The organism is Anabaena lutea FACHB-196, assembly GCF_014698305.1.
In the GTDB taxonomy this organism is placed as follows: domain Bacteria; phylum Cyanobacteriota; class Cyanobacteriia; order Cyanobacteriales; family Nostocaceae; genus Anabaena; species Anabaena lutea.
In genome coordinates, this window is record NZ_JACJST010000003.1 from 13,668 (window position 1) to 37,260 (window position 23,593).

At 38.8% G+C, this 23,593-nt stretch carries 24 protein-coding genes; 13 read left to right on the plus strand and 11 right to left on the minus strand.

Features of this window, described 5'->3' with window-relative positions; translation table 11 throughout:
* Positions 1-184: 184 nt before the first annotated feature.
* On the minus strand, positions 185-541 hold the full coding sequence (locus H6G59_RS04465) for a tetratricopeptide repeat protein (RefSeq protein ID WP_190711951.1): 357 nt from the start codon (positions 539-541) through the stop codon (positions 185-187).
* Between the two features lie 447 nt (positions 542-988).
* Between H6G59_RS04465 and H6G59_RS04470 the strand changes: the two genes are divergently transcribed.
* Together H6G59_RS04470 and H6G59_RS04475 are read left to right on the plus strand one after the other, a co-directional pair.
* A complete protein-coding gene (locus H6G59_RS04470) occupies positions 989-1,573 on the plus strand; it encodes a molybdenum cofactor guanylyltransferase (RefSeq protein WP_190711952.1) in 585 nt (194 codons plus the stop codon).
* A 68-nt stretch (positions 1,574-1,641) separates the two neighbouring features.
* Positions 1,642-2,505, plus strand: coding sequence for an ABC transporter substrate-binding protein (locus H6G59_RS04475; protein WP_190711953.1), 864 nt, complete (start codon positions 1,642-1,644; stop codon positions 2,503-2,505).
* 98 nt (positions 2,506-2,603) lie between these two features.
* On the opposite strand, the gene H6G59_RS04480 is transcribed toward H6G59_RS04475, so the two are convergent.
* The 4 genes from H6G59_RS04480 to H6G59_RS04495 all read right to left on the minus strand — a co-directional run bounded on the left by H6G59_RS04480 (position 2,604) and on the right by H6G59_RS04495 (position 6,457).
* Positions 2,604-3,551: an FTR1 family iron permease gene (locus tag H6G59_RS04480; RefSeq protein WP_190711954.1), complete on the minus strand. Its 948-nt coding sequence runs from the start codon at positions 3,549-3,551 to the stop codon at positions 2,604-2,606.
* Between the two features lie 75 nt (positions 3,552-3,626).
* The gene (locus H6G59_RS04485; RefSeq protein ID WP_127056030.1) at positions 3,627-4,061 is read right to left on the minus strand and encodes a ferritin-like domain-containing protein; all 435 of its coding nucleotides are present in this window, start codon (positions 4,059-4,061) and stop codon (positions 3,627-3,629) included.
* 175 nt (positions 4,062-4,236) lie between these two features.
* Positions 4,237-5,265, minus strand: a complete 1,029-nt coding sequence (locus H6G59_RS04490) for a ComEA family DNA-binding protein (protein WP_190711955.1) — start codon at positions 5,263-5,265, stop codon at positions 4,237-4,239.
* A 166-nt stretch (positions 5,266-5,431) separates the two neighbouring features.
* Entirely contained in the window at positions 5,432-6,457 is a 1,026-nt protein-coding gene (locus H6G59_RS04495) for a multicopper oxidase domain-containing protein (protein ID WP_190711956.1), read from the minus strand.
* A gap of 225 nt (positions 6,458-6,682) precedes the next feature.
* On the opposite strand from H6G59_RS04495, the gene H6G59_RS04500 reads away from it, so the two are divergent.
* From H6G59_RS04500 to H6G59_RS04515, 4 genes are all read left to right on the plus strand, one after another.
* Positions 6,683-7,456, plus strand: a complete 774-nt coding sequence (locus tag H6G59_RS04500; RefSeq protein ID WP_177176271.1) for an energy-coupling factor ABC transporter permease — start codon at positions 6,683-6,685, stop codon at positions 7,454-7,456.
* Positions 7,443-7,745, plus strand: a complete 303-nt coding sequence (locus tag H6G59_RS04505; RefSeq protein ID WP_190711957.1) for an energy-coupling factor ABC transporter substrate-binding protein — start codon at positions 7,443-7,445, stop codon at positions 7,743-7,745. The genes H6G59_RS04500 and H6G59_RS04505 overlap by 14 nt, the downstream gene beginning before the upstream one ends.
* Before the next feature lie 196 nt (positions 7,746-7,941).
* Positions 7,942-8,727 carry a cobalt ECF transporter T component CbiQ gene (gene cbiQ / locus H6G59_RS04510; RefSeq protein ID WP_190711958.1) on the plus strand — a complete coding sequence of 262 codons (786 nt, stop codon included), beginning with the start codon at positions 7,942-7,944 and terminating at the stop codon, positions 8,725-8,727.
* Positions 8,728-8,729: 2 nt separating this feature from the next.
* Entirely contained in the window at positions 8,730-9,566 is an 837-nt protein-coding gene (locus H6G59_RS04515; protein WP_190711959.1) for an energy-coupling factor ABC transporter ATP-binding protein, read from the plus strand.
* 44 nt (positions 9,567-9,610) lie between these two features.
* Here the strand turns inward: H6G59_RS04515 and H6G59_RS04520 are convergent, their stop codons facing one another.
* Positions 9,611-11,257, minus strand: coding sequence for an ArnT family glycosyltransferase (locus H6G59_RS04520; protein ID WP_190711960.1), 1,647 nt, complete (start codon positions 11,255-11,257; stop codon positions 9,611-9,613).
* Positions 11,258-11,486: 229 nt separating this feature from the next.
* Here H6G59_RS04520 and H6G59_RS04525 point away from each other — a divergent pair, with 229 nt between their 5' ends.
* From H6G59_RS04525 to H6G59_RS04535, 3 genes are all read left to right on the plus strand, one after another.
* Positions 11,487-12,194 (plus strand): class I SAM-dependent methyltransferase, encoded by a 708-nt coding sequence (locus H6G59_RS04525; protein ID WP_190711961.1) that lies wholly within the window; start codon positions 11,487-11,489, stop codon positions 12,192-12,194.
* 129 nt (positions 12,195-12,323) lie between these two features.
* Complete coding sequence (locus H6G59_RS04530) at positions 12,324-12,833, plus strand: hypothetical protein (RefSeq protein ID WP_190711962.1); 510 nt, start codon at positions 12,324-12,326, stop codon at positions 12,831-12,833.
* Between the two features lie 47 nt (positions 12,834-12,880).
* Positions 12,881-13,768: a hypothetical protein gene (locus H6G59_RS04535; protein ID WP_190711963.1), complete on the plus strand. Its 888-nt coding sequence runs from the start codon at positions 12,881-12,883 to the stop codon at positions 13,766-13,768.
* A gap of 196 nt (positions 13,769-13,964) precedes the next feature.
* Here the strand turns inward: H6G59_RS04535 and rpsU are convergent, their stop codons facing one another.
* The 3 genes from rpsU to H6G59_RS04550 all read right to left on the minus strand — a co-directional run bounded on the left by rpsU (position 13,965) and on the right by H6G59_RS04550 (position 15,738).
* Complete coding sequence (rpsU, locus tag H6G59_RS04540; RefSeq protein ID WP_013192888.1) at positions 13,965-14,159, minus strand: 30S ribosomal protein S21; 195 nt, start codon at positions 14,157-14,159, stop codon at positions 13,965-13,967.
* Between the two features lie 122 nt (positions 14,160-14,281).
* Positions 14,282-14,584, minus strand: a complete 303-nt coding sequence (locus H6G59_RS04545) for an RNA recognition motif domain-containing protein (protein ID WP_190711964.1) — start codon at positions 14,582-14,584, stop codon at positions 14,282-14,284.
* A gap of 305 nt (positions 14,585-14,889) precedes the next feature.
* A complete protein-coding gene (locus H6G59_RS04550; protein WP_190711965.1) occupies positions 14,890-15,738 on the minus strand; it encodes a 3'(2'),5'-bisphosphate nucleotidase CysQ family protein in 849 nt (282 codons plus the stop codon).
* 29 nt (positions 15,739-15,767) lie between these two features.
* On the opposite strand from H6G59_RS04550, the gene H6G59_RS04555 reads away from it, so the two are divergent.
* On the plus strand, positions 15,768-16,403 hold the full coding sequence (locus H6G59_RS04555) for a YdcF family protein (RefSeq protein WP_190711966.1): 636 nt from the start codon (positions 15,768-15,770) through the stop codon (positions 16,401-16,403).
* A gap of 159 nt (positions 16,404-16,562) precedes the next feature.
* On the opposite strand, the gene H6G59_RS04560 is transcribed toward H6G59_RS04555, so the two are convergent.
* Positions 16,563-17,420, minus strand: a complete 858-nt coding sequence (locus H6G59_RS04560) for a sugar kinase (RefSeq protein ID WP_190711967.1) — start codon at positions 17,418-17,420, stop codon at positions 16,563-16,565.
* 49 nt (positions 17,421-17,469) lie between these two features.
* On the opposite strand from H6G59_RS04560, the gene H6G59_RS04565 reads away from it, so the two are divergent.
* The 3 genes from H6G59_RS04565 to rsmI all read left to right on the plus strand — a co-directional run bounded on the left by H6G59_RS04565 (position 17,470) and on the right by rsmI (position 19,950).
* Positions 17,470-17,904 (plus strand): DUF29 domain-containing protein, encoded by a 435-nt coding sequence (locus H6G59_RS04565; protein ID WP_190711968.1) that lies wholly within the window; start codon positions 17,470-17,472, stop codon positions 17,902-17,904.
* A 48-nt stretch (positions 17,905-17,952) separates the two neighbouring features.
* The gene (locus H6G59_RS04570) at positions 17,953-18,564 is read left to right on the plus strand and encodes a PH domain-containing protein (protein WP_190711969.1); all 612 of its coding nucleotides are present in this window, start codon (positions 17,953-17,955) and stop codon (positions 18,562-18,564) included.
* 510 nt (positions 18,565-19,074) lie between these two features.
* On the plus strand, positions 19,075-19,950 hold the full coding sequence (gene rsmI, locus H6G59_RS04575; RefSeq protein WP_190711970.1) for a 16S rRNA (cytidine(1402)-2'-O)-methyltransferase: 876 nt from the start codon (positions 19,075-19,077) through the stop codon (positions 19,948-19,950).
* Between the two features lie 87 nt (positions 19,951-20,037).
* On the opposite strand, the gene H6G59_RS04580 is transcribed toward rsmI, so the two are convergent.
* Positions 20,038-23,421: an alkaline phosphatase gene (locus tag H6G59_RS04580; protein ID WP_190711971.1), complete on the minus strand. Its 3,384-nt coding sequence runs from the start codon at positions 23,419-23,421 to the stop codon at positions 20,038-20,040.
* Positions 23,422-23,593 lie beyond the last annotated feature (172 nt).

Consider the following 23,593-nt stretch of genomic DNA (forward strand, 5'->3'; position numbering starts at 1 on the left):
TACCCCGACTATGTTACAGCTATTTTCAGGTAAATAAACCACATTTTTTTCTCACGCAGAGGCACAGAGAGAAATCAACAGTGTGGTCTAAATACATGAAAACTGCTGTAATTTGACAGTTTCAAAAATGTAGAGGCGTTTTATGCAAAATCTCTACATTCTTGTTAAGGGGTTTTTATTGATATTAACGCAACTGTGATAACAAGGTTTTTATCTTGGGAGTAGATAGCAATTTCTGAGCATCAGTAATTATGCTTTGACCCCAAAGATTCTTTCTCATACAATGAAAATCAGCAAAGTTTTTATCTAACTTTAATGCAGTTTCTGCTAATTTATAAGCCTGTTGTTGTTCTCCTTTAACATACAAAGCAACAGCTAAAGCTAACATGGGTTCAGCAGATTGATTGTTAATTTTTATGGCTTGTTGCCATTGTTTAATAGCTGTTTCTTTATCTCCCTGTTCATATTTAATGAAGCCTATATTATTGATGGCTGCTAAGTGATTGACATCTTGAGCAACTGCTTGATTATAATTGGACATAGCATTTATACCGTTTCCTAGTGGATAATAGTTAATACATCTACTAGGGTAAGCATCCGTAAAATATTGATGATTTTTTTGTCAGAAATGGCTTACGCCTCCCGTAAGGGATACAGGATATCTAGGATTTAAGGATTTATGGCTTTAGCTTGCGTGACGACGTAGGAGTCATACGCCTCCCGTAAGGGATACAGGATGTGGGATATTTGTAATATTGATGGAATTGTTGAGATTAATTTTTCTATTATTATGTCAATTTTAAAACTGAATATATATAGGCTAAACATAGAACACAACGTCAAAGTTCTAAATCGGTACAATATATAGCTAGCTTATCATTCCCTGAGATTCCCTGGTAACTTAGCTGCTGAAAAATAATAATTATTGTGACAATACTATTGTGACAGCAATTTTGTCATTAGACGTAGCAAAAAATATTTTGTTCCTATGATTAATTTAACCGCCATAGTCTTAGCAGGAGGCAAAAGTTCTCGTATGGGAGAAGATAAAGCCTTAATTTCCATTCAGGGAATACCCTTATTGCCAAGAGTTTGTAATGTCGCTAAAAGTTGCACTGATACCATATATATAGTCACACCTTGGCCAGAACGATATCAACACTTGTCGTTGCCTCGATGTGAATTTATACAAGAAAACCCCAGCGACACACAAGGACCCCTAGTAGGTTTTGCACAAGGACTGGAGAAAGTAAAAACAGAATGGGTATTATTATTAGCTTGTGACTTACCGAACTTGCGAGTTGAAGTGTTGCAAGATTGGGTGAAAAGACTGGATACTGTAGAAGAAGAAAATATTGCCTATTTAGTAAAAAACACTAAAGGTTGGGAACCACTTTGTGGTTTTTATCGCAGTCGTTGTTTACCCCTACTATTAAATTTTATCAACCAAGGAGGACGCTCATTTCAAAAGTGGCTAAAACAATATCCAGTAAAAGTTTTACCATTATCAGAACCAGATATCCTCTTTAACTGCAACACCCCAGAAGATGTACAGCAATTTTTAGTTAATTAAGCCATAATAAAAACAAATTCACCTCCTCTTAACCTCCGCGTTACCTCTGCGTTAAAAAAAAATTAATTATGCCTTGGATATCATCTGCAATAGCACTCATCTTAACTCTCTTCTTATTCTCCTGTACCACAGCAACAACTCAAATACCGCCACAAAAGTCCAACATAACATCAGCCACAAGAGTTGTTTCTCTTTCCTCTCTTGCAGCTGATATTATCTTGCAGTTAGATAAAAGTAAACTTGTCGGAATTACTGGTAGTAGCTTATTTAAAAATGACTCCAAATTTGAAAATATTCCCCGTGTTAGCGAAGGTCAAAGTCCGCCGAATTTAGAAAAAATTGTTTCTTTAAAACCAGATTTAGTTATTGGTACGACTGGTTTTTCTGACGTACCCATGCAAAAACTTAAACAGCTAGGAATACCCACTTTATCTACTCAAATAAATAGCTGGAAATCTCTAGAACAACTAACTAAAACACTTGCTCAAGCAATTGATGTAGATCCGCAACCGTTATTAAATCGCTACAAAACTCTTTTACCTAATAACCCAACTCAAAATCCTTCTACTTTAGTTTTAGTTAGTCGCCAACCGATTTTAACACCAAATAAAAATAGTTGGGCTGGTGATTTAATTGCCAGATTTGGAGCGAAAAATATAGCTGCTGAATTACAAGGTAACAGTCCCATTGGTGGGTATGTGACACTTTCAGCGGAGAAAGTTTTAGAGTCAAATCCAGAAGTTTTAATTGTCGTTAATGCTGAACCAACCTTATTAGATTCATTAAAAAAAGAACCGTTTTGGCAGAAACTACAAGCTACTAAAAATAACCGAGTTTATGTTTTTGATTATTATGGACTGGTAAATCCAGGTAGCCTAAATGCGATTGAGAAAGCTTCTGAGCAGTTGAATAAAGCTTTATTAGTAAAATAATTAAAAGTTTGTAGTCAGCGCTTTAGCCCTACTTTTGTAGAGACGTTCCGGTGGAACGTCTGTACTTGCTAATTCTGCTGTATCTATAATCTGCAGTTTTATTTTTGAGCAATTGCAACAGGTTTTTGATTTGGACTCTTTCCACCAGTAATGCTGCGGAAATACAAACCACCAATACTTAGTAGAAACAGTAAATAGCCAACAGCTTGTACTAGATAGAGGTTGTCTCTATAACCAAATAAAGATTTGAGAATGATGCCAGGAAATTGTTCATCAGACAAAATTTTCTTGGTATTCCAAACCATTGGTCCTAAGATGCAAGAATGAACTCTAGTAAAGTGTTCATAATAAAAACAAAGGTTTTCTGAAGAACGACTACTCAGAGCCAGGTTAGCTGTAGCATCATCAAAATGTTGTAAAGCTGAAACTACTAACCCAGCAACAATCAAAACTAATAAAACGCCCATGACTTGAAAAAACTGGCGGATATTAATTTTCACACCCCATTTAAATAACAATACACCAATTGCGGCAGCGGTGGCTAAACCACCAAGTGCGCCCAAAGTAGGTAATAAACCTTGTTGAAAATTGGCTGCTACAAAGAGGACAGTTTCAAAACCTTCACGCACAATAGCAACTAAAATTAAACTAAAAACGCCCCAACCTGCATTTGAATTTTGTGTTAGTGCTGCGGTGACGGCTCCCTCAACTTGCGCTTTCATAAATCTGGCTTGCTTAGTCATCCAGATTAGCATCCAACTGAGCATGACTATTGCTAACAGACTAAACACACCTTCTAAAATGGGTTCAACGACAGAAGTGTATTGAGGATTAATTGAGCCAAGTATTTTAATTAGCCAAGTGAATAAGACACCTATCAAAAGGCTGACGACAAGCCCAACAGCGATACCAGCATATACCCAATATTTAAGTCGAGATTGTTTGGCTTTTTTTAACAAAGCTAGGACAATACCCACTACTAGGGCTGCTTCTACTCCTTCTCGGAGGGTAATTACAAAAGTAGGTAAGGCAGTAGTAAAATCCATGTTCTTTTTTATTTTTTATGATTCATTGGTCATTAGTTCAAAAATGTTTAAATTTTGACTAATGACCAGAGAATATTAGCTGAAATCGCGTAACATTTTCTTCAGTTCGAGATTATGCATCTCTTCTTGTCCAATCATGCCACGGGCGAATTCTTCTAAATAGATGCTGGCATTAGTAACGGTTTCTAGGAGACTTTTGTACAAATCCAATGCTGTTTTTTCATGGGATAAGCTTTCTGTCAAAATATCTTTGACTGTGTGCTTATAAGTTTCTTCCATTGGGGTGATTTTCAATGAGGGATGCCCTTCTAAGCCTGTAAGAATTTCTCCTACTTGTTGAGCGTGGAGTAGAGATTCAGCGGCTTGGGCTTTGAAAAAAGCGACAATGGGGATGCGGTTTGGGCCTGTCACCATTAAGGAATAATGGGTGTAGCGGACTACCCCAGCTAGTTCAAATTCCATGATGGCATTGAGTAGGTCTATGGCTTTTTTTTGGTCGAGTTCTTGCATTTGTTGTTAAGTTCAGCAAAATTACAAATTGAGAGTAATTTAGTTAGGAGTTATACAGTTTTTAGGTGTTAGAAGCTGGGATTATTCTTCACTTTTAACTTTTAACTTTTAACTATTTTCTCTCTTATCAATCATTTTAATCTGCTTATTCTGTGGTTCCAATGGTGTCTGATTACTAAATTTGTGCTTTAGTGATAGTTTTGTCTCGCACTTTTTGAGTATTTTCCTCTATGGTTTTCACCAATTTGGTAACATCTTCAGGGGTTTTGAGTGCTTGGGCGGGTGGGATAGCAGTCGGCCAAACTTTCACCAGTTCAGCCAAAGCTGTATCTATGGCTTTGTGTACTTCAGGATTTTCTTGAGCCATTTGGCTAGAAATCCCTTTATATAGTTCATTAGAGTAGACTACAAAGCCACGGGAGTCCTGATATTCAATGGGGGCGGTAATTTTGCCATTTGCAACTGCTGCACCATATTCTGAGTTAGCTGCATCTAGCAAACCACCAATTACTTGTAGCACAAAGCTCGATTTTGAAAGTTGCTCTGCGGGTAGGGCTGCGATCGCACTATCAACTGCTTGCACAGAAGTGGTAAAGTTAGTTTTTATTTTGGCATCCTTGGGATTAGATTTGACTAACTCGGTTAAACTTACCAAGTTGCTTTTAAATTCTTTAACGTTGCGTTCATTGAGTTGTTCTTCTACATCAACATAAATCTCTTCAACTGGATGTCCAATATGGGGTTCTGCTTGTTTAGGCTGATTTTGATCTAGCAGTTCTTTGGCTACTAACAGATGTCCCTTCATTAATCCCAGTTTGGTTATGTAATCAACATCTTTTGCTTCACCTGTAAGTACCACTTCCTGAACAGTCACCATGTCTTTAATTTGGTCAAACTGTTGTTGAGTAATTACTTTTTTGCTAACTAAATCTTCTGGACTAGCGTAGGGACGATTTGCTTGAATTTTGTTAGATAAAGCGGGAACACCTAGTTTAGCTTCAAATTTATCTAACTGCGATAATATCGCATTATTAATGTTGATTTGAGCTTTACTACCGTGACCACTGTGGGTAGTACTTTCTGTAACCGTTGCTGTACCTGGTGTTGATTTAATGTCTGCTGTTGGTGTGTCGCTGGTACAAGAACTCAGGGAAACTATGGCACAAGCAGCGATAGACAAGAAGATGTAACGGTATTTAATCATTTTTGCTCTTAGGGAATTGAATACTTTTGACAAACTTGATAGTTATTTGTTTAGTAACTCTTCTCTTCATTTTTTACTAGTTATATACAGCAAAAATATTCATATCAGATAATAAATATTCTCACTATATATAGAAAAAATGGTTTAAAGATTTCATGACTTGGATTTAGATTTGCTTGCGGGGGTTTTTGGAGTCTTTTTCGGCGACGACTTCAAATTGACCCATACATCCATTTTCAGCCACAGCATCCTGATGAGGATGAAACATATACTTACCCGGATACCGAAAAGCAAATTCTAAAATGTGCCTTTCTGCAACACCCATTGTTAAAACATCTGTTTTTTCACTGGGAGTCATAGTCATCCCGGAACGATAAACATCAAAAAAGTTAGCGTGAAGGTGAAACGTCACAGCGGGGTCAAATTCAATAATATTCAGAACATATAATCGAATTAGCTGATTTTGATAAATTTGGATGGGATGATGCATAAAATGGTGCGGAAGACCATTAAAGGCGTAATATTCATTTCGGTTATCATCATTCACGTCATACCCAGACATGATTAAAACAATTTCATCAGCTGGGGGGCGGGGTTGAGGGGGATCGATAATAAACATTCCGTATAAACCCTTAGCAATGTGGCGAGTCACTGGTTCAATATGGCAGTGATACAAGTGAACGCCATAGGGTTCGGCATCAAATTCATAAATTGTGGCTTTACCGTTACTCACGGGACGCACCCCATCCATTTCTGAGGGATGAACGCCATGAAAATGCAGAGAATGGGAATGTCCTGCATTATTGAGAAACAGTACCCGCACCCGTTCACCTTGTTTTGCTCGTAATGTGGGGCCGGGAATACGTCCATTTAAGTCCCAGATATTGTATGATACTGCACTGTTAAGCTGAATAGTAGAAGTACCCGCTGTCAACTCAAATTCTCGAATAGTGCGTCCATTCTCTCGCTTCACAGTCCCATATTCAAAATCCCGTAACACCTGCATCGGGTTAGCAGCGTCATGATGTGCCATCATTTCCATAGGTGGCACTCTCACAAGTGAGGAATTTTTTGCATTTAGCATCTGCCAAATTGCTGCCCCACCCGTGATCCCAGCACCTGTTAAGCCTAGTTTCAGCAGTTGGCGACGGCTCCAAAGTTTATCTTTACTCAAGGTAAAGTTTTTAAACATGAAATTAATCAAGGTAAGCAGAAATAAAAGTTGCAAAAGATTCGCAATTAATTTGCATAGTATACTGAATCAGAAATTCTTGTCAATAAGTCTCAATTACTTTGAAAGTGCAATTTATTTTCCTTGAGTTAAGCTAGTTGTCAAAAGTCCAACGATAATAATAATCGTATTAGATTCAGACAACCCACAAAATACATTTGCGAGGTATGGAACTTGCCAAAAATTATGATTAAATCAAAACGTGTATCCCTGATTCTGATTGGGATTCTCAGCTTTTATCTAGTTGTGGGAGCATCTGCACCAGCCTATGGGATGCATATTATGGAAGGTTATTTACCACCTGGTTGGGCAATTTTTTGGTGGGTGGTAGCTTTGCCATTTTTTGGGTTAGGATTGCGATCGCTCACCCGCATCACCCAAGCGAACCCAGAACTAAAATTACTCCTAGCATTATCGGGAGCCTTTACCTTTGTTTTATCAGCCCTAAAAATGCCTTCAGTCACAGGTAGTTGTTCCCATCCTACAGGAACAGGGTTAGGCGCGGTGCTATTTGGACCATTGGCGATGTCGGTTTTAGGAACTTTAGTATTATTATTTCAAGCACTACTTTTAGCTCATGGTGGTTTGACTACATTAGGAGCGAATGCTTTTTCAATGGCTATTGCAGGTCCATTTGCTGCTTACTGGATATATCATCTAACAATACGGCTAACTGGTAAACAAAAAATCGCCATTTTTATAGCCGCAGCTTTAGCAGATTTACTTACATATATCATTACTTCTGCACAACTCGCCTTAGCTTTTCCTGCTCCCGTCGGTGGATTTATCGCTTCATTCGCCAAGTTTGCGGGAATTTTTGCCATTACTCAAATTCCTCTAGCAATTAGTGAAGGATTATTAACAGTATTGGTGTGGAACTGGTTACAATCCTATTCTTCTCCAGAACTAGAATTGTTGAAATTAATCAAACAGGAACCTCAAATCAATGAATCAATCTAAAAACGGATTGAATAACTGGCTGTTAATAATAGCAGTGATTACCTTAGCAATCATACCTTTAGTATTCGTGCGCGAAGGTGAATTTTCTGGTTCAGATAGCAAAGCCCAAAAAGCGATTAGTGAAGTACAGCCAGGATATAAACCCTGGTTTGAACCCTTATATAAACCGCCAAGCGGGGAAATAGAAAGCCTATTATTTTGCTCTCAAGCTGCTTTAGGTGCTGGGGTAATTGGTTACGCAATCGGATTGTATAAGGGGCGTTCCCAGCAGCAAAAAAATAAAGAATGACCGAATTGAAATAATTCGTAATTCGTAATTCGTAATGCCTCTTTCAGAGGAGCTATGCCTACGGCACGCTACGCTAACGTAATTCGTAATAATTCCTCTTGTCCCCCTAGGGATAAGTAATTAAGTTTTGCAACGGGGATTTAGTCCCCAGAATTGGTTAAGAATCCAAAATCCAAAATCCAAAATCCAAAATTGATTGACTCTACAAATAGATACCCTTGCTTACACAAATAGGTTGCGTTGGTTAGCACCTCAACAAAAATTACTCTTAGCAATTGCACTCTTAATTATCGCTGCTTTTGCCCATCCCCAAGTACAAATTTTAATTACCATTTGGATAAGTATTTGGACAGTTGTTTATGCTGGTATTCCCGCTAAAATTTACCTCAAATTAGTTTATATCGGCTCTTTATTTTGTTTAACCAGTTTACCAGCTTTACTAATCAATGGAGTAGAAACTAGTCACATAAATTTGGTGCATAACGACTCAGTTACAGGACTGACTTTAGGTAATTTTTATGTATACGTCAGTAGACATGGAATTGAGCAAGGATTCACCATTTTAACAAGAGCAATTTCTTCACTTTTTTGCCTATATTTCATAATTCTCACCACCCCATTTACTGAAATTCTTCAAACTATGCGCCGTGTGGGATTTCCGGTGCTTTTAACAGACCTGTTATTATTGATGTACCGCTTTATTTTTGTCTTGTTAAACACAGCATCTGAGTTATGGACAGCGCAACAGTCTCGTGGTGGCTACCGCACTTTTAAAACTGGCATAAAAAGTTTATCTTTGCTCATTGGTCAATTACTCAAACGCACTTTCATCAATTATCGTCAAATCTCTTTAACTTTAGCATCACGGGGTTTTAATGGAGAGTTTAAATTTTGGCATCCGCAACGTTATTTTGTATCTAAACGCTATGGGATTGAGGCAATTATTGGATGTGTGATCTTAATAATATTAGAATTTAGATGAATATGGATAATGACGAATATTTAATAGAGTTTGAAGAAGTTTATTATACTTATGCTGGAGCCAAACAATCAGCTTTAAATGGGTTAAGTTTGAAAATTCCTGCTCATAAAAAATGCGCGTTAATTGGTCAAAATGGTTGTGGTAAAACTACCTTGTTTTTATTGGCTAATGGTTTATATAAGCCGCACAAAGGTAAGCTATATTGGAGAGGTAATACCATCAAATATGACCGTGAATCACTAACAGATTTACGTCAAAAAGTTGGGTTAATTTTTCAAGATCCAGAACAGCAATTAGTTGCTTCTACCGTAGAAGAAGATATTTCCTATGGTTTGTGTAACTTGAGTTTACCAGTTGCAGAAATTAAAGCGCGAGTTGAACAAGCTTTAGATGAATTTGCTTTACATGAATTTGCCGAAAGACCAGTACATCATCTTAGTTTAGGACAAAAAAAACGCGTTTCTATTGCAGATGTAATGGTATTAAAACCAGAATTGTTGTTGTTAGATGAACCTACAGCATATTTAGATAAACTGCATACTCGTAATTTAATGAAAACGTTGAAAAAAATTCATACAGATGGAACTACAATATTAATGGCAACTCATGATCTTGATTTAGTTTATCTTTGGTCTGATTGGATCTTTGTCATGGATAAGGGAAAGTTAATATTAGAGGGAACACCTCAAGATGTGTTTAGCCAGACTGATATTATGGAAGAGTTACAGTTAGGTGTGCCATTGATATATGAGATGCTTTTTAACGATGTAACTTCTGAAGAAAAGCCAATTTTAGAAAAGCTAAGTCAGAAAATATTGAAATCACATCGTTATTTTTAGCCAAATAAAATTTTAAAAAAATAGTCTAGATTCGCAATCATTGCTCACAAAACTTGAATTAGTTGATAATTTTTAATTGTGCCGATAATACGATGAGGTCTAGATAAATCACCAGGTTCAGGTTTATAAATCCAAGCATAACTAAAAGCTGGTAATTGAGAAATTGAGTCTACTGTTTTACCATGAATAGGGGTATAGAAGTTAATCAATACAGCATCTTTGCCTTCTAATTTAGCAAAAAAGATAGGATTGTTTTTAAGAATTGAGGCTATTTCTTGCCGTTGAAAAAAGACTCTAAAATTAGGGTTAAAATCACTTAACAACCCTAAATTACCAGCAGTAGCTATAGATAGCCAACAAGCAATTAACCAACTTGCTACCCAGTAGCGAGAAGTCAGCAAATTGTTATCAAAATAGTAACGACTAATCCAAACTAAAGGCACAATTAAGCAAGCAAAACCCAAAATTAAAGCAAGAATTGCATATTTGCGAATATCAATACTACCTGCTACCAAAGCTACTATACCAGCTAAAATAGCTACACTACCTAACACACCAAAACCATAACTAAGATTTCGAGGAAGATATCTCATACTTCCAGAAAAAAGCCATATTTTTCTTGGTTCCTGTGTTGGTGTAAATTCTCTATTGTAAATTTCCCCCAGCCAATCTAAACCTACAGCCGCAAGTATAGCAATAAAGGGATAAAGGTAAAGACTGTAGTGAGATAAACGAGTTGAAAATAGACTAATTTCCGTAAATAAAGTCAGAGGAAAACCCACTAATAACAATTGGTAGCGAGGAATTGGATAACGAATTACTAAAGCTAATCCAAAAAGGCTGAAAAAGAACCAAGGAAAAGATTTTAAAGGCACATTCCAGAAATAGAAAAGTATGCCATTTCCCTGTCGTTCATTACTACCTAGTTCTACCACAAATCCCAATAATTTTCCAAAACTATCACTTCCATAACGCAGCCAGTTAAACCATAACCAAATCAAAGTAGGAATTAAACCGACTAAAACTCCCAAATACAACAGGGGGTTAAAAAGATGACGATGACGACGATGTTCCCCAATTAAATAAGGTAATAATGCAGTTATTGGTACAACAATCATCAAACTTCTCATTAAGAAGCCTAGTCCAAAACTTAACCCAGTTATAAAAACATAAATATAGCGATTTTGCGGCTCTAATTCAGCTTTGAGTAACGCCAAAATAGCTACACATACTAATAAAATTGTTGGTAAATCTGGTGTAGATAACCGACAATATTGCAGCCAGAGAAATTCTACACTCAAAATAGCAGCCGCAAGATATGCTATTTTTTGATCAAGTAATATTTTCGCTATTTCATATATTACTAATAAACTGAAAATTCCGGCAATCATACTAGGTAGTCGCGCACTAGTATCACTAACGCCAAATAATTTATAAAAAATAGCAATTAACCAATAAAAACCAGGAGTTTTATGATGAGCATTACCCCAAGGAGCGATCCAGTCACCAGAATCAAACATCTGACGCGCTCTCCGCGCATACAGTGCTTCATCATGCGCCATGAGGCTATTTTCTCCAGAAGTAAATAATAATAAAGGAATTAGCCAAATTAATAAATTAAAATAAGGAAATCTCCTCAGCAAAAGAAGACGCTGCCAAATAGCAAGAAACAATGATGATTTGTACAACATTTGTGGAATACGAGTTGAATATTATTAGCTCTAAGTGTTTGAGTTGGGTTTGGTGATGAAAATAAGGTAAGTTAATATAGGATTTCCTAGTCTAATGAAGTACAAAATTATCTGCGTCCATCTGCGTCCATCTGCGTTTAATTATTACTGCTTGTACCTCACTTGAATGGGAATTGCTATATACAAAATTAGCACAATCTAGTGCAAGACTCTTCCAAGATAGACATTTATGCTACTTAGACCAAATCAACGCCTTAAGTTAGATGACACCGATGATAAGTTATTTTATGACTATCCGCGCTTTGTCACCCATGTAGATGAAGGCTTTATTCAACAGTTGACAGATTTATATCGTCAGCGACTTAAACCCGACACAAGAATTTTTGATATGATGAGCAGTTGGGTGTCTCATTTACCAGCAGAAATAGAGTTTGATCATGTGGAAGGACATGGACTCAACGCTGAAGAACTTGCACGTAATCCTCGCTTAAACCATTACTTTGTGCAGAATATCAACGAGAAGCCTCAGCTACCTTTACCTGATCAAGATTTCGATGCTGTTATCAACTGTGTTTCTGTGCAGTATATGCAGTATCCAGAAGCAGTATTTACGGAAATTCACCGCATCCTCAAACCGGGTGGTGTCGCTATTATCAGCTTTTCTAACCGGATGTTTCATCAAAAGGCGATTCAAGTGTGGCGGGATGTGTCGGAAGCGTCTAGAGTCGAATTAGTTAAGCGTTACTTTGCCTCAGTACCGGGATTTACTACTCCAGAAGTGATTGTCAATCAATCAACAGCGCCGAACTTCTTACAATGGTTGGGTATACCAGGAGGAGATCCCTTCTATGCTGCGATCGCTTATCGTCATGAAGACACGGTGACGCGGGGACACGGTGACGCGGGGATAGGGAGACGCACAGACGCGGGGAGTTAATCACAAAGCTGCCGGAAAATTGGTAATTCTCAATACAAATAATGATCAAAAAGTAAATTTTCCGGTACAAAACCTACAGTAGCGCAGATAATTGCTTCAAACCTCTCACATTTTAAGGAGAACCCAATCGTGATTTTATCCCGTGGGCGCAGGATTTTAGCTAGTTTGTTACTGTGTGTCTTACTACTGACTACAGCTTGTGCTACGAAAGCACCTAACCGCTTTGACCAGGTACAACAGGAAAGCACTAAGCAAAAAAGTGGTCAGTCCGTTGCTCAAAATGCTACACAGGGTAGTAAATTAAACGCTTTTTTCCCTGATGGGGAAGATGGCTATGAGCGAGTCTATACCCAAGAGAAAAAAGGCTTTTCGGAAGCGAATTTGAAAAAAGACGGCAAGGTAGTCGCGCAATTGGCTATTTCTGACACTACCAGCTTACCTGGAGTAGCTTCAAAATATGCCAATAGCACCAAGAAAATTGACGGCTATCCCGCAGTGGAACAGGGCAAAACCCAAACTTCTATTTTGGTTGGTAAGTACCAAGTCAAGGTGATTTCTAAAGATCCATTATTCACTGCAAGCGATCGCGCTGACTGGATTGAGAAATTTGATCTTGATGATCTCGCTAAATTGAAATAACCGTTACTCTCAACTTCAGATAACAAACCCTCAAATAGGAGATTTTTGTGAGCAAATCCATCTTTGAATTAGTTGATGAGCTACCAACCAGTAACTTGACTGTATCTATGCTCAGATCCTTAGATTTTGTCGCTCCCGGTGAGTGGCAAAATACTGTCGGCTTTGTCAACACGATTAAAACCGTCACCGGTGAAGATGACGACAGTTTAATTCAGCAAATTGGTGAACGCGCAATTTATCTATTCAACGACAAATCCCAAGGATATCAAACAGCTTTGTGGCTTTATCAAACTGTTGATGGTACAGATAAAGCTTTAGGTGCAGCCGCTTTAGCTAATAAAGTAGGTGAATCAATTCCCCTATTAGGCTTTTTAAACTCTATCACTCCCAAACCAGATAAAGCTCAAACCATTGACTTAACCTTAAAAGTAGTGGCTGAATTAGTAGCTTTTTGCCAAATAAACGGTATTCCCGGTGATAGTATTGGCGATTTTGTTGCCTCTTTAGGTGAGTATAGTGGTGAGTCACTCATCCGCATGGTGGCTTTAATTTGCGTCGATGGTTTAATCCCCCTAGGACCTGACTTCATCAACAAAGCCCTATCAGGTATTAGTCAGATGAGTCCCCAGGACTTAGGACAAAACTCAACTTTCCAAAACATCAAAAATACTATTCCTGGCAACAATGATGCTGGTAAACTCAACTTTATCGGCGAAAGTTTTGATTCCGTTAAAGGTTGGATGAGTGGTATTGTGGCAGCTAATGATTTAACACCACAAAAGGTTGTTGGTAACTTGCAAAATTTTGTCCAACTCGCTGATGACAAATTAGACTACCTGGCAGCCTTCCTGGATGTAGCTACAAATTACTATGAACACACTGGTACGCAAACTTTAGCTCGGCGTTTAATTGAACGCGCAGTGGCGGAAATTTAGGCTAAATAATTCTGCCTAAATACAACTTGTAGTAGTGCCGCCAATAAATACAGCACTACTACAAATAGGTTTTTATTAACTTGTGCGTGCTATTTGCGGCTGTTAGGAAAGATCACCACAAATAACACAAGTGAAGCGGAATAATGAAGAGATGCAGACTGGATTTACAGCCGCAATAGACATTACTCTAAAGTTCTTACTTGAAGCGAGAACGTTGTTGACGACGTTGCTTGTGTCTAGCGATTGCTTTACGCTTCTCTTTTTCTAAAGGTGTTTCAAAATGGCGATTCTTCCGCATATCTTGGAAAATTCCAGCTTTAGAAACTTCACGTTTAAATCTCCGCAAAGCTGATTCAATACCTTCATTTTCCCCCAAAACTACTTGCGTCATTCTCATTCCTCCTATTGTGGGTGAATATATACTATACTAGAGTTAAAAAAATATATCAGCAGAGTTGACTCTTGGGATTTATCTATTGGCGACTCTAGGGTTAAAAATTTTTCAGAACAGGATTAATAACGGCGATTATCACGATCATTATTACCCCAGCTACCACGAGAAGGACTTCTTTCTTCACGGGGTTTAGCTTTATTTACCTTTAAAACACGACCCATCCATTCAGCGCCATCAAGTGCTTCAATGGCTTTAGTTTCTTGGTCATCACCTTGCATTTCCACGAAAGCAAAACCACGTGGTCGTCCTGTTTCCCTATCAGTGGGTAACTGCACACGATTGACCTTCCCATACTCAGAAAAAGCCAATTTCAGGTCTTCTTCTGTAACCTGATAGGACAGATTTCCAACGTAAATCGACATAGTAACAGGCTGTCTCCCAAATCAAATAGTGTAGAAAGTTAGATTCGGAGAGACTCATTTATAAAGAAATTAAAACGACTTACTCAACCGAAAATAATCCTTACATCCTACACTATAGCATAGCCTTTGTATATGAACTCATAACGAGTAACATTTCTAGAAAAACTCATAGAATCATATCTTGCACCATTATCTTATTGCGAAAATCTAAGTCTACAACCCTTATTATTGCGTAGGGTGGGCATTGCCCACCGCACCCTTATTGAGAAGGTGCAAGATGTGAGTAGACTTACTCAAGGCACATTTTAGGCAAACTCTGCTAAGGTTTGTGCTGATTTCTGACACAATATCTGATGATGTTGAGAACTACTAGCCAGCAAACCGCCCCATTGACTAATATCACCAGTGTTATACTTTAACGGACTGCCATCGAAGTGAGTAAATTTACCACCAGCTTCTGTTAAAATTAGTTCAGGTGCAGCTATATCCCAATCTTTGGGTGCAGATTTACCAGAAAGAGAAATGTAAATATCTGCCTCTTGTTCAAGAATAGCAGCGATTTTACAGCCGACACTACCAATGGCTTTGTGATTTTGACAGGGTAGATTTTTCAGGAGATATTCTAATCTTTCATTGCGGTGAGAACGACTGACAACTAAGGTTAAATCTTCGATGGGTTTATTGTCAGCTACTTTTAAGGGAACAGAACCATTAACGGTTTCCACAAAAGTACCGCCACCTTTGGTAGCATAATATAACTTTTCCGCTTCTGGTATGGCCACCACTGCTAAAACTGGACTTGTTCCTTGAACTAAAGCAATGTGAATTGCATATTCACCGGTTTTGTTGATAAAGTCCCGGGTTCCATCTAAAGGATCAATAATCCAAACCCATTCACAAGGATTTTTACCCTGTTGAGATTTATAGGTTTCTTCACTGATATAGCCAAATTCTTCATTACCTAAAGCTGCTTGTAGCTTGTCTAAAATATATTGACTAACGGCTACATCTGCAACAGTTACAGGCTCATTTTGTTTATATTGTACGTTTAAGTTTCCGTCTTCGACAGTTCCGTGATAATAAGAGCGCAGTAATTTAGCTGCACCCCAACCTACCTCACGAGTAATTTTTAGTATTTCTTCTAAGTTTGGCATTCTTTTGATTTTGGTAAAGTATAGATTCTATGAAAAGCTCACGTAAAGAGGTAAAGGCGCAAAGGTATAATCATTTTCCAAAAAATAAGTTAGTTTTGGTAATTTTATCCTTAATCTCTGCCTTATTGATTGCGATCGCTTCTACAGCTACTAATATATATTTTTATGGTAACAATTATACTCCTATTCGGGCAGATGCCGCAATTGTTTTAGGTGCAGCAGTTTGGGGAAAACAACCATCTCCTGTGTTTCGAGAACGGATTAACCACGCTATTAATTTATATCAAAACGGTTATGTCCGCACTCTCATTTTTACAGGTGGAGTCGGTAATGGTGATGAACTAGCAGAAGCGCTAGTTGGTAAACTCTATGCTGTCAGCAAAGGTGTAAAATCATCTGATATTCTCATAGAAACCACGTCCCGAACTACTTCCCAAAATCTACAAAATGCTTCAGAATTAGTGGCAAATTACCAATTTAAGAAAATTCTCATTGTTAGTGATCCATTACATTTAAAACGTGCTGTTTTAATGGCTAGAAATTTAGGCTTAGATGCCCAACCATCTCCCACACCGACTACCCGCTATCAAAGTTTAAATAGTCAGTTGCCTTTTTTGATCAGAGAAACTTATTTCTACTTTGTTTATTTGTTATTTAAAATCTAATTTTCAATCTACAGCGGTCTAAATCCCCGTTGCAAAACTTAATTACGTTGGCGGTAGCCTGCCGTAGGCATTATTACGAATTACGTTAGCGTTCGCGTAGCGTGCCGTAGGCATAGCTCCTCTGAAAGAGGCATTACAAATTACGAATTACGAATTATTTTAACTTTCCATCCAACGGCGTGTACCAAAATATTTACAAGTTTCAGCCGCAATATTACGAGCTAATTCTAGAGATTGCTGAAAATTAAATTGTAAAATGTAATGACAGAATGCACCATGAAAAATATCTCCTGCGCCTAATGTATCAACGGTTTTAATTTTCGGTACATTGATTAAACCTCTTTTTTGATAACTTAAATATTCTATCGGTTTTTCTCCTTGGGTAATGGCAATATGGGGAATGTTAAAATTCTGAAGATAGGTAAAAACATCTTCTTGATTTTTGCAGCCTGGAGGATAAAAGTTAGCAGAACAAAGTGCATAATCTACAAAAGGCAAGATTTCCTCAAATCCGGGTTTCCAACTTCCACCATCAATCACAACGGGGATATTTTGGTTTTTAGCTGTTTCGGCAATAATTTTACTAACTGCCATTTGATGTCCATCGATAAGTATGATATCAGTGTTTTGTAAAATATTTGTGGGAATAGAGGTAATATTAGCCTGAGTTTTCACGGCATTAATAGAAATTACTGCCCTTTCGCCCGTACTTTGGGTGACAATAATAGAAGAAACTGGTGGTGGTGTATCTTTGCTAGAGTCTAAGTCAATAATTGCAACTTGATAATTTCCTAAATCGGTGCGAATTAGCTGCGTCATTGGGTGAGAACCCAACACAGTTAAGAGTTGAGCTTGATTACCTAAATGACTAAAAGTAACAGACGCATTTGTTGCTGGCCCACCTGCTGCTACAGTATAGTCAGTAGCAACGAGCTTTTGATTATTTTTTGGAGGAGAGTCGGCCAGATAAATTAAATCTAAGGTGACTAAACCGACAAATAAGGCAGAATTTGTCATTTGTAATTGCTAACTTGATCTAATTATTAAATGAATTATAGGATAATCTATGAGTCTAACTACCCATGATCATGATTTTTATGCTTGGACACTAGAACAAGCGCATTTGCTAAGAACTAGACAATTTAATCAAATTGATTTTGATCATATTGCGGAAGAGATTGAAGACATGGGACGTTCTGAAAAACGAGAATTAGAAAGCCGATTAGAAGTGTTAATTATGCATTTACTGAAATGGCAATTTCAGCCTAACTTACGTTCTCGATGTTGGCAATTAACTATCAAAGAGCAACGCTTACGCTTAGAAAAACTCCTGGCTGAAAATCCCAGTCTTAGCTCTTTTTTAGCTGATTCTCTAGATAAAATTTATCAACTTGCTACTATTAGCGCAGAACGAGAAACGGGATTGTCTTTATTTCCTGAAACTTGTCCTTACAGCTTAACAGAAATTTTTACACTTGAATTTTTACCCACTGATATATAATAAAACTTATAAGAGTAGAAGTCGTTTCTTTCTGGAGAGCAACAAATTATGTTCAAAAATATGGCGATGGATGCACTAGGTTTGAGTGATATTGGTGCTGTGATCAAACCCGAAGATTATAACAAGGTGGAGAGTGATGACTATGTGATGCATGAAGAAGGTGAAAAAATATATTTTCTGATTAAATCAAAAACCGATGAATACTGTTTTACTAATCTAGCTTTGATTCATCTGGATGGAACTTCTGCGGTTAGTAAAAAACGCTTACTCAAACGCTTTAGTTATAGTCAACACGCTATTAAAGATGTGAGGTTAGAAACAGCAGGAACAATAGATATGGATATCGAAATTAAGTTAACGATGGGTGATCAATCCTACTCTATTGATGTTGCTAAAATTTATATTTCCCCCTTGAAAGACTTGTACAAAGCTTTACTAAAAATTGCATCCATTCAACGTGAAAATGCCGTCTATTATCAATATGCTCAAACTAGTTTAAATACAGCCTCCAGCACAGTCAGTCGTGCTACAAATATATCTACTTCAGAAGAACAGTTTAAGGCAATTAACTGGTATGCATTTAATTGGTTAAAGTATGCCCATGAAACTTATGTACGTAAGGATTTTGGTGAGGTTTTTGAGAAGTTTATTAACAACTAATTTGTAGTTGTATGGTAACTTAATTTTCAAGGTGTAATTTGAATTTCTTTTTTCTGTGTCTCGGCTGTTTCAGTTTTTATTTTGCCATAGGTAAATTGTAGTTGGATACAATACAATCGAGGGCGGGGTTTCCCCGCCTCACAAGGGTAGGTATTTTACATTGTCGTGAGGGCTAGACTTGGTGGACAAGGAAGGACAGTGGACAAGGGAGGAAAACCGTACAAAATCATATTCTCTTGGTAACAAGAACAGTCCGTCAAAAGACCATTGTGCGTATAAAATCTTCCTTGTCTACCTTCCCTCCTTGTCTTCCTAGTCCTGCCTTCACAGATAATATTAAAAACCTACCCTTGTGAGGGGAACCCCGCCCCTACATGGTTGGCGATGAAAAACTGTACAGTGAAAACAGCTATAAAAACCAATTTAATCAAATAGTTGCTGTTGGAAGTTCTTCTGCTCAACTCAACTTACAAATGAGAATTATTGTCTTTTGATCATGTAAAATATTTTATGCAAACTGATCCAAAACCATCAACACTTTATATTGTCGGTACACCGATTGGCAACTTAGAAGATATCACTTTTCGGGCAGTGCGAATTTTGCAAACTGTGGATATGATTGCGGCGGAAGATACACGCCACACCGGGAAACTACTGCAACATTTTCAGGTGAAAACTCCCCAAATGAGTTATCATGAACATAACCAGAATAGCCGCATTCCTGAGTTATTAGAGCATTTGACGAATGGGAAAGCGATCGCACTGGTTAGTGATGCGGGAATGCCCGGAATTTCTGATCCTGGATATGAATTGGTAAAAGCCTGTATTGAAGCAGGAATCACAGTTGTACCTATTCCTGGTGCAAGTGCAGCAATTACAGCTTTGAGTGCAGCAGGATTACCAACAGATAAGTTTATTTTTGAAGGCTTTTTAGCAGCAAAGAGTCAACAACGACGACAACAGTTAGAATATTTGCAAGCCGAACCCCGGACGTTGATTTTTTACGAGTCTCCTCACCGCTTACGGGACAGTTTAGAGGATTTAGGGACAGTGTTGGGGAGCGATCGCTCTATAGTCATAGCAAGAGAACTCACTAAATTATACGAAGAATTTTGGCGGGGGACAATAGGAGAAGCGATCGCACATTACCAGCAAAAAGAACCCCAAGGCGAATATACCCTGTTAGTTGCAGGAACTCCAGCCAGTAAACCCCAACTCACAGAAGCAGAACTCAAAGCCGAATTATTACAGATTATGAAACAGGGAGTTTCCCGTTCCCAAGCCAGCCGTCAATTAGCCAAAGATACTGCCGTATCCCGTCGTCAACTGTATCAGTTAGCCCTTGCTATAGAGTTCGATTCTGAATCTGTAGTTACCTCTGAATGAAAAAAGAACCAGGGAGAAGAGAATAGAGAAATACTAATCTTCTCCCCTGGTTAATAGCTACTAACAAAAGAAAATCAAAGGTTGAAATTAGGATTGAAAAACAAAATTGGTATTGACATCCAAACCAGTAACGTCATTAACAATAGCAACTGTTTGACCATCCAAGCCAATTACAGTATTACCACTGACAACACTGAGAGTCAAACTGCTAGAGGAAATACCAAGAACCCCGATCACATCAACACCCTTTTGGAAATCAAGGATAGTATTAGCAGCATCAGGTAGTTCAACAGTGGCAATCCAGAATTGGTCAGCACCAGCACCACCAGAGAGTAAGTTACCACCACCTAACTGGACATAGAACTTATCATCACCATCCCCACCTAGAGCGCGATCGCCCATACCCAGGTAGAAGATATCATTATCAGCACCACCAGACATCCGATTACCACCTTGAGCATCGGTAGCATCTAATACGTCATTACCGCTACCACTAAAAGCGCTATCGCCCTTGTTTACATAGATAGTATCTGCACCACTACCAGTATTGATGCGGTTACGGCCAGCAATGGTCGAAGACGCTGTTTGAGCATCTACATCATCGTTAGCAGCACCAGTAAACACAGAATCATTAATACCATCAAAGGTAGTATTAGCTGCACCAGCAATTAATATGTCAGCACCAGGAGTTCCTGAAACTAATTGGGTTTCTTGTTGTGCTGCGGCCTCTTCTGGAGTCACACCGAACAAAGTCTGGTACATGAGGTCATATATCTCAGTATTGTCCAGAGTGCTGGGTAATAGATCCGCATTCATCCCATAAGCTTTAGAAACAATACTACCAGGGAAATCGGGAGTACCCACCCAAGCAACACCAAAATTACCCATTTCTCCATCTATGCTATCTACAGATGGGAAGGGTATCCAAGGCGCTTCTGGCGTACCTGTACTGCCATTGATACCATCCAAAACTGCCCGGTTAGTATTGGTTGTGGTGGGATTGACACCGATGAATGGCGCACTAGGCTCGCTATCTGCCAGTGGAGGATTACTGGTAGAGTTACCAGATGGACGAGTGTAAGGAGTATATTGGAAAACCTGCATCCCACCAGCATCACTATCAGCGGCTGTCAATACCAAAGTATTTGGATCTTGGGTATTGACATAATCCATTGCTACACCGATAGCTGCATCAGCCCGACGTACAGCTTCAATAGTACCGACAGCATTGTTGTTGTTAGCAAAGTTGTCACTACCTTCTTCTTCAACTACGACAAAGAAACCATCGGGGTCTTTGTTGAGAATTTTCAAAGATGCTTCGAGCATCTCAGCTACTGTGGGCGCAGTAGCCACATATAGGGGTAGAGGACTAGAACTATTTAGCCCTAGTTCTTCTTCGGTGCGATCGTCAAAGGTATGTTCAGCAGCAAATACACCTAAAAGCTTAGTTGGTGGGTTTTGGCTATTTACCACCTGATTCATTTGCGCTTCGGTGTAAACTACCGTATAACCCAAGGATTGCGCTAGTTCGATGAGGTTGATGCTTGGGCGACGAACTGGGCTGGTTTCTGAGGCATCTATCTCAGCAGTAACGTGGAAACCAGTTGTGCCTTGAGGCAACATATACAACTCACCACCACCCATGATTACGTCTGTACCAGAGCGGATGACTTGTTCAATAATCTCAGCGTATTTATCTCGCGCTCGGTTATTGTCACCTAAACGGTTGGTGGTTTCCGCAGCAAAGGCAGCAGTACCAGGTTCAGCTAAGTGACCAGATTGTAATAATGCTGTAGCTTTACCAGCAGCGATCGCTTCTTCTAAAATTGTATAGCCAACTTTGCCAGAAGCCGGGGTAACAACAGATTGATCTTCATTCAATCCAAAGGATTCGTTAAATACCTTCACACCGTTGGCGTGGGTGACAGCACCAGCATTGGAAGTACCAGTTAACTGGTTTTCCATATGTCCCAAGTACACACCAGCATTGGACATCATATCCCAATTCAGTCTCCCATCAGGACCCTTGTCAATATTGCGGGCTGCCATGTAGTGAGAAGGACTTGTACCATCTGGATGGATAAAAATCACATTTCCAGTATTTTTCGTGGCTTGGGGTGCTGGTGTCGGTACAGGATTACGAGATTCTAGTTCAGTCTCGAACAGAGTCTCATACATCAACTCATAAATTTTGGTATTGTCTAAGGTTGCAGGTAATTTCTCTGCATTTAGACCATGAGCTTTAGAAACTATAGAACCACTAAAATCTGGTGTACCCGCCCAAGCGATGCCAAAATTGAATACATCACCATTAGCATCTGGAGCAGCGACAAAAGGCAAGGTGTTAGCCCCGGTTTGCCCGTCCAATGGTACGTTACGGGATTCTGTGGTGGGGTTATTGTTAATATTGCCTAGATTTTGTCCAGCAGTGCGGGGATCTACCACCTGTAAACCACCGGCATCACTGTCAGCGGCAGTTAACATCAAAGTGTTAGGATACTTCTCGATGAAGTCCATTGCTACCCCAATGGCTGCATCTGTCCGCCGCAAGCCTTCTAAAGTCCCAGCAGCGTTGTTGTTGTTACCGAAGTTATCTGTACCTTCTTCTTCAACAATCGTAATTGAACCATTATCAAAGTTGGGGTGTTTTTCCATCAACTTCTGGGTGACATCCAGCATCTCTGCAATGGTTGGCGCTGTTTCCAGATACAGTGGTAAATTAGCTGCTGCTAAAACTTCTTCAGGGCGATCGTTAAAGGTATGGATAGGTGCAAATACACCTAACACTTTGGTTGGTGGTGTAGGCAGATCAAGTAAAGCTGTGAGTTGTGCTTCTGTGTAAACAACTGTATAACCTAAACTTTCTGCTAATTCAATCAGGTTTTCTGTGGGGCGTTGTAGGGAATTGGTACTTAGAGCATCAAGTTGAGCAGCTGTACCGTGAAAACCAGCAGTACCAACTGGTAAAAGGTTGAGTTCACCACCACCCAGGATAAAATCAACACCTGATTCAATTACCTGTTTGGCAATATCAGCAGCCCTTTGTCTGGGAGGAACTCTACTTCCATCATCACGAATCAGTTCACCAACTTGAGCAACGAAGGCCGCTGTACCAGGTTCAAAAATCGCACCAGACTGAACTAGGGCAGTTACTTTGTTAGCTGCGATCGCTTCCTGTACAATTGTTTTACCTGTGTTAGTAGCACCAGATAGAGGCACAATTTCTGAACCATCTACTTCTAACCCAAAAGATTCGGCGTAAACTTTAGCACCTGTAGCATGGGTAACAGCACCAGCATTGGATGTACCACCTAGCTGATCTTCCATGTGACCCAGATAAACACCAGCGTAGTCAAGTTTGTCCCAATTCAAACGTCCATCGGGTCCGTGATCTACAAACCGTGCAAAAGCATAGTGAGATGGACTAGTCCCATCTGGATGCATGAAAATGACATGATTACCTGTTGTCATAAAACCTCTGAATTAACCAGTTCAGTGTTTGGGAGTCATTCTCACTTAACTATGCTTTAGTTAAGAAAAGTTACTGCAACAGGTTAACTCAAATTTATTTATTTCTTAAAATTTCTCTTCCGCTCTATACTAGAGGAATTTGCTAAGTTTGAGGCTAATATTACAATGGAAA

What these genes read in the sequence shown, in the direction of transcription:
- H6G59_RS04565 (WP_190711968.1), top strand. Translation starts at nt 17,470, where the DNA reads ATGAGTCTAACTACCCATGATCATGATTTTTATGCTTGGACACTAGAA.
- H6G59_RS04485 (WP_127056030.1), bottom strand. Translation starts at nt 4,061, where the DNA reads ATGCAAGAACTCGACCAAAAAAAAGCCATAGACCTACTCAATGCCATC.
- H6G59_RS04465 (WP_190711951.1), bottom strand. Translation starts at nt 541, where the DNA reads ATGTCCAATTATAATCAAGCAGTTGCTCAAGATGTCAATCACTTAGCA.
- H6G59_RS04470 (WP_190711952.1), top strand. Translation starts at nt 989, where the DNA reads ATGATTAATTTAACCGCCATAGTCTTAGCAGGAGGCAAAAGTTCTCGT.
- H6G59_RS04515 (WP_190711959.1), top strand. Translation starts at nt 8,730, where the DNA reads ATGGATAATGACGAATATTTAATAGAGTTTGAAGAAGTTTATTATACT.
- H6G59_RS04490 (WP_190711955.1), bottom strand. Translation starts at nt 5,265, where the DNA reads ATGATTAAATACCGTTACATCTTCTTGTCTATCGCTGCTTGTGCCATA.
- H6G59_RS04545 (WP_190711964.1), bottom strand. Translation starts at nt 14,584, where the DNA reads ATGTCGATTTACGTTGGAAATCTGTCCTATCAGGTTACAGAAGAAGAC.
- H6G59_RS04525 (WP_190711961.1), top strand. Translation starts at nt 11,487, where the DNA reads ATGCTACTTAGACCAAATCAACGCCTTAAGTTAGATGACACCGATGAT.
- H6G59_RS04475 (WP_190711953.1), top strand. Translation starts at nt 1,642, where the DNA reads ATGCCTTGGATATCATCTGCAATAGCACTCATCTTAACTCTCTTCTTA.
- H6G59_RS04500 (WP_177176271.1), top strand. Translation starts at nt 6,683, where the DNA reads ATGATTAAATCAAAACGTGTATCCCTGATTCTGATTGGGATTCTCAGC.
- H6G59_RS04570 (WP_190711969.1), top strand. Translation starts at nt 17,953, where the DNA reads ATGTTCAAAAATATGGCGATGGATGCACTAGGTTTGAGTGATATTGGT.
- rpsU (WP_013192888.1), bottom strand. Translation starts at nt 14,159, where the DNA reads ATGACGCAAGTAGTTTTGGGGGAAAATGAAGGTATTGAATCAGCTTTG.
- H6G59_RS04580 (WP_190711971.1), bottom strand. Translation starts at nt 23,421, where the DNA reads ATGACAACAGGTAATCATGTCATTTTCATGCATCCAGATGGGACTAGT.
- H6G59_RS04520 (WP_190711960.1), bottom strand. Translation starts at nt 11,257, where the DNA reads ATGTTGTACAAATCATCATTGTTTCTTGCTATTTGGCAGCGTCTTCTT.
- H6G59_RS04560 (WP_190711967.1), bottom strand. Translation starts at nt 17,420, where the DNA reads ATGACAAATTCTGCCTTATTTGTCGGTTTAGTCACCTTAGATTTAATT.
- rsmI (WP_190711970.1), top strand. Translation starts at nt 19,075, where the DNA reads ATGCAAACTGATCCAAAACCATCAACACTTTATATTGTCGGTACACCG.
- H6G59_RS04550 (WP_190711965.1), bottom strand. Translation starts at nt 15,738, where the DNA reads ATGCCAAACTTAGAAGAAATACTAAAAATTACTCGTGAGGTAGGTTGG.
- H6G59_RS04480 (WP_190711954.1), bottom strand. Translation starts at nt 3,551, where the DNA reads ATGGATTTTACTACTGCCTTACCTACTTTTGTAATTACCCTCCGAGAA.
- H6G59_RS04555 (WP_190711966.1), top strand. Translation starts at nt 15,768, where the DNA reads ATGAAAAGCTCACGTAAAGAGGTAAAGGCGCAAAGGTATAATCATTTT.
- H6G59_RS04505 (WP_190711957.1), top strand. Translation starts at nt 7,443, where the DNA reads ATGAATCAATCTAAAAACGGATTGAATAACTGGCTGTTAATAATAGCA.
- H6G59_RS04495 (WP_190711956.1), bottom strand. Translation starts at nt 6,457, where the DNA reads ATGTTTAAAAACTTTACCTTGAGTAAAGATAAACTTTGGAGCCGTCGC.